This is a genomic window from Roseofilum sp. Guam (assembly GCF_017746735.1).
In the GTDB taxonomy this organism is placed as follows: Bacteria; Cyanobacteriota; Cyanobacteriia; order Cyanobacteriales; family Desertifilaceae; genus Roseofilum; species Roseofilum reptotaenium.
Genome location: NZ_JAGHZN010000116.1, coordinates 1 through 4,079, shown reverse-complemented (window position 1 = coordinate 4,079; position 4,079 = coordinate 1). Strand labels below are relative to the sequence as shown.

At 43.9% G+C, this 4,079-nt stretch carries 5 protein-coding genes; 2 read left to right on the top strand and 3 right to left on the bottom strand.

The features are described from left to right. Positions 1-53: 53 nt before the first annotated feature. Together J7529_RS24385 and J7529_RS24380 are read right to left on the bottom strand one after the other, a co-directional pair. Positions 54-350: a hypothetical protein gene (locus tag J7529_RS24385; RefSeq protein ID WP_318731141.1), complete on the bottom strand. Its 297-nt coding sequence runs from the start codon at positions 348-350 to the stop codon at positions 54-56. Positions 351-491: 141 nt separating this feature from the next. Then, a complete protein-coding gene (locus tag J7529_RS24380) occupies positions 492-779 on the bottom strand; it encodes a hypothetical protein (RefSeq protein WP_318731140.1) in 288 nt (95 codons plus the stop codon). Positions 780-1,427: 648 nt separating this feature from the next. Here J7529_RS24380 and J7529_RS24375 point away from each other — a divergent pair. Beyond that, positions 1,428-1,697, top strand: coding sequence for a helix-turn-helix transcriptional regulator (locus tag J7529_RS24375; RefSeq protein WP_318731139.1), 270 nt, complete (start codon positions 1,428-1,430; stop codon positions 1,695-1,697). A gap of 668 nt (positions 1,698-2,365) precedes the next feature. Next, positions 2,366-3,034: a hypothetical protein gene (locus tag J7529_RS24370; RefSeq protein ID WP_318731138.1), complete on the top strand. Its 669-nt coding sequence runs from the start codon at positions 2,366-2,368 to the stop codon at positions 3,032-3,034. Positions 3,035-3,249: 215 nt separating this feature from the next. Here J7529_RS24370 and J7529_RS24365 read toward each other — a convergent pair. Then, positions 3,250-4,079: hypothetical protein (locus J7529_RS24365; RefSeq protein WP_318731137.1), on the bottom strand; the 830-nt coding region annotated here is incomplete at its 5' end.

Here is a 4,079-nt window from a genome sequence, read left to right as displayed (position 1 = left end):
TATAAGCTGCTGGCATAATCTCACGATCGCTAACTTTGTCTTTCTATTATGTCCTAACTCTCCCTTTCTCTGCTATATTTGATGGGCTTACCGTCTTTGTTGAGATGCTTCTCTGGGTAGCGGTTGCGCTTCTGCCAAGAGTCGGGATTGAGCTTGACTCCATCAATGCTTATTCCCTGAATAGTGAAGCCTTCAAAGCAGACCTCAAACTGCTTCCTCAATAGAGGATTCCTTATGCCAGAGCCATTTAACTCTTGCTCTAACCAATCCTTGTCTGATACACTGGGGGAAGTTTCCTCATGTGAAGTATTGTTAACAGGGGCTGTTCTTGCCTGGGTTATTTGGGACATAATTTTACTGATTGTTGTTTGTGACGAGTTAGGCGATAAACCTAACTCGTTCCTTTTTTTTTGTTTCTATACTAATCCCAAATTGAGGGTAGGGTCAACAGGGACAAAAGGCGTGTTTACCCTCATTTTGGAGGCATTTGGCTATCGCAAAAGCTCTAGGACTTTCTTGATTTCTTTCTTAATTGCGCCTCCTCTATTGTCTGGGTACTTTTTGCTGTCTAAGCAGCCCTCTAAAATAGAGCGGGCTTGCTTGATGTTTTCATCGGATTCTTGACTAACATTTCCTTTATCCAACTGGTGGGCATATTCCAGGACTTGGGGAATAAGAACCTCTGGTAGTCGGATAGGTTTAGTCTCTGAATTGAGCCACTTACTTTGGTTTGACTTAAACCTTCTCCCGTGGGGGTTGGGTTTCCAAGGAATTCTCATGATATACTTCTGGGGGTGATTGCGACTTGAACTTTGCAGAAAATAGGGGTCGCTCTCTCGGAGTCCGCAACGGTTCCTATAAGAGAGATTTACCCCTATTTCTTCCTGAGTAAAAAGAGAGATTTTTTACCAGAACTAGGAACTGTCCAGTAATAGAAAGTCAGGCAATCTTGGACGGTCTCCCATTCATGGAGGGAGAGAAGTCTGTTAACCTCTTCCCTGGTCGTTTCAACCAACTCCCTTTTGAATAAGGTGGACTCTACGTGAAAGCGATCGCACCTCTGTATCAGGTAGGAGAGGGTCTCCTTGTCCATATTGACGAGACGACCCCCGATCGGCTCAAAGGGGTTGAAGTCGCCTCCAGTCATGGCAGTGATATCTAGTTTTCAAGGTTCTGTAGTGCTTACGCCAGTAAAAAATGCACTGTCGTGCTACGGGTAAGCGAAAAAATATATCGGCACCTCTGCACTTGGCGACTGCCTTCAGGTAAGCGATAATAAGGCTTGTAGGCTCTGAGCCAGGAGGGCTTGGTTACCGAGACCCTTATTGTAACCCACCTAAGTAGTGAGGGTAATACCAGTTAACCTATGGTAATCATATAAAAAATCTATCCACAATACCCAGAAACAAAAAACCATTAGTTGAATCATGAGTCAAAAATCAGAACGCAGAAAGTTATTATTTGCTCCTCCCGAATGGGATGATGTCTACCCACTAGAGAAGTTGAGGAAAAAGAAAAAAGAACTTACTCAGAAAAGACTTGCCAAAGAAATTGGTGTTGGAGAAAGTACCTACCAACGCTGGGTAGGGAAAAATGTAGAGCCACCAATAAACTCCAAGCAAATTAGAAAGCTCTGTGAAATACTAGACCTCACCTTTGATGAGTATTGCGACTTGTTCAAGGACTATGAAGACTAAGCTGCTTGCTGTTTCCCCGATCGCGAGAAGGCGGTCTTTCTTCGTCCTATGTTTCTCAACCCCTACATGACTACTATACAGCCGTTACACAGGAATTTACATAGACTCAAAATGATGCTAGAGAGAGAATCTCTCGCTCATCGTCTATGTTCTGGAAGCCCTCCCTTACCCCGTACTACTCAGTCCATGCTCATAGCGGCTCATTTTGGGGGTGTACAGTAGTTATACCCCCTGGGATGACCACTTATACTCAGGGGCTACTTTTGAGGGAATCCTTGCAGAACAAGAGTTGCAGCGATTCAGGTAATACGAAATATATTACTTAGGGAAAATTATGTTAGTTGCTATTAGAAATAAATCCAACTTATCTTGTTACTTATCCCTTTCGCGTCCATTTCTTGTCACCGCGTGATTCACCGGGTGATAGCAGGTACGCAGTTGCTATCAAAGCCATGAATGTACGGCGATCGTTACAGTCAGCAACTGAAATGGAAAAACTCTAGACAAAACTTGAACTAATTCCTGACAATAAAAGCGTAAACTCCCATTAAGCGATCGGCAAAAGCTAAAAAGGAGTTTTGCAGAGAAAAGGAAAAGGAGAGGGCTAGGGGGACTCCCATCCCCTTTTGTCCCTCTTTTCTTTAGACGAAATAAACGGTTGTTCTATTATGCACTATATTGATGAATATTATGTGCCTCTGTCCCCAAAGTTAATGCAGGTTTTATGTGATTTTGCTAACGGACTGGGGACAAAAGAAATAGTAGAGAAGTACGGGTTGACTAAAGCAGCAGCCCTGGCTAGGCAGCAGTTCGCCTGCCAAAATCTGAATGTCTACTCGGAAGACCTTCCTGATGAAGGAAGAACGTATTCTCGGCGAGTAGTGACAGTGACAGCCCTAAAAGCAGCAAGGATAGGGCTAATTATCTTTGATTACGATACCTGCAAATATGTCCCTAACCCTGACTTTAAGCAACCCGACAAAGTCTTTCTTCCTAGGGATACTAGCAATCTCAAAAGAAAAAACTGGGATGAACATATTTTCTCTGACGAGCAAATCAGTCGGGCTAAAGAGTTGTTGATATCTGGGGAGATGTGCCGCTCACAAATTATCAGGCAAGTGTTGAAAACCGATTCAGGAAAAATTTACCAGGTGGGGAGAAAGAAGTTGCTGGAGATAGAGGCTGGACTTGAAGCACAAGGGTATAAATGCCCCAAAATGTCTCAGGCGAAGAAAAAGCAGTTACAGGAGCTTCACAGCTCGCGGTCTAATCCCTGGAGACAAGAGGCCAGAGCTGGCTACTTGGCATGGAAGGAGAGGCAGGAGAGCCAATCCTAGGAAGGTTATCGTTACCTCCCAGGAGTTCATTGAGCCTGGCGTTCTCCTTCTTCAGGAAGAGGATGGTTTCCTCTAGGGATTTAATGGTCTCCTGAGCTAGGGTAATCAGGATGAATCATTGGACGGCAGATTCTATCGGCAGTTTTCACTGTGATATAGTGCCGTTTACCACTGGTGTCAGTCACCCAAAAGCCATCCCCAATGATGGCTTCATGTCAGATGTTATTGGGATCGGACAATGCGGGAATAGTTTCTTCATCAATCGTTACCGGTTCATCAAGATTCCGAATAGCTTTAAACTCGGAACACCTGAAACCGTAAAGGAGATTAAAGCAAATAGCTTTCATCCATGACTTACGGGATTCAATGTTGCGCCATTGAGCTTTAGTTAGCTCATAACCATTTAGCCCCAACACTTTAGCCCTAAAGTCTAGGAAGGTCTCAATATCGATGCTTTGTTGCTCTTGTTTTTTCACAATCCGAATTGTTCCAAAGTGCTTAGTAACCTTGGTTAATTCTCCATCAAGTCTGGTATCCCTCAAAAGCTTTAAAACTCCTGTATAGGCATTTTTGAAGCCTTTAGAGCAGAGAGTTTGGGAGCCAGAAATTGAGACAATCAACTGACCCCAGTTACGGGTTAATTCAGAGATGACGTTTTCTCCAGTCAGCCTCAATTTGGGATTGAGTTTCTTGTGATGAGAGCCATAGGTCTTGTTGTAAATAGACAAAGTGTTAGTCCTAAGTTTCTCCTCACTCCTATCCCTGCCACATTTGTCGTAGCCAGAAAGGTAGTTTTGCCTCACCATCTCAATGGCATCCCCGATGGTAATGATGTCATTTTCAAGAGATACAGCTCCCTTGATTTCCATTTCATACCATGACCAAAATTCAGACTCAGAATCCATATTCCGTAAGGCTTCTGCTGTGGCCAAAGTTTTGGCTAAAGCATTGACGCAACCATCGCGAGTGAAGCCCTCGTTACACGAATTGTTAACCGTTGCTGGTTTGGTAGCTGTTTTGAACCGGAGATACAGTCGGTTACCGC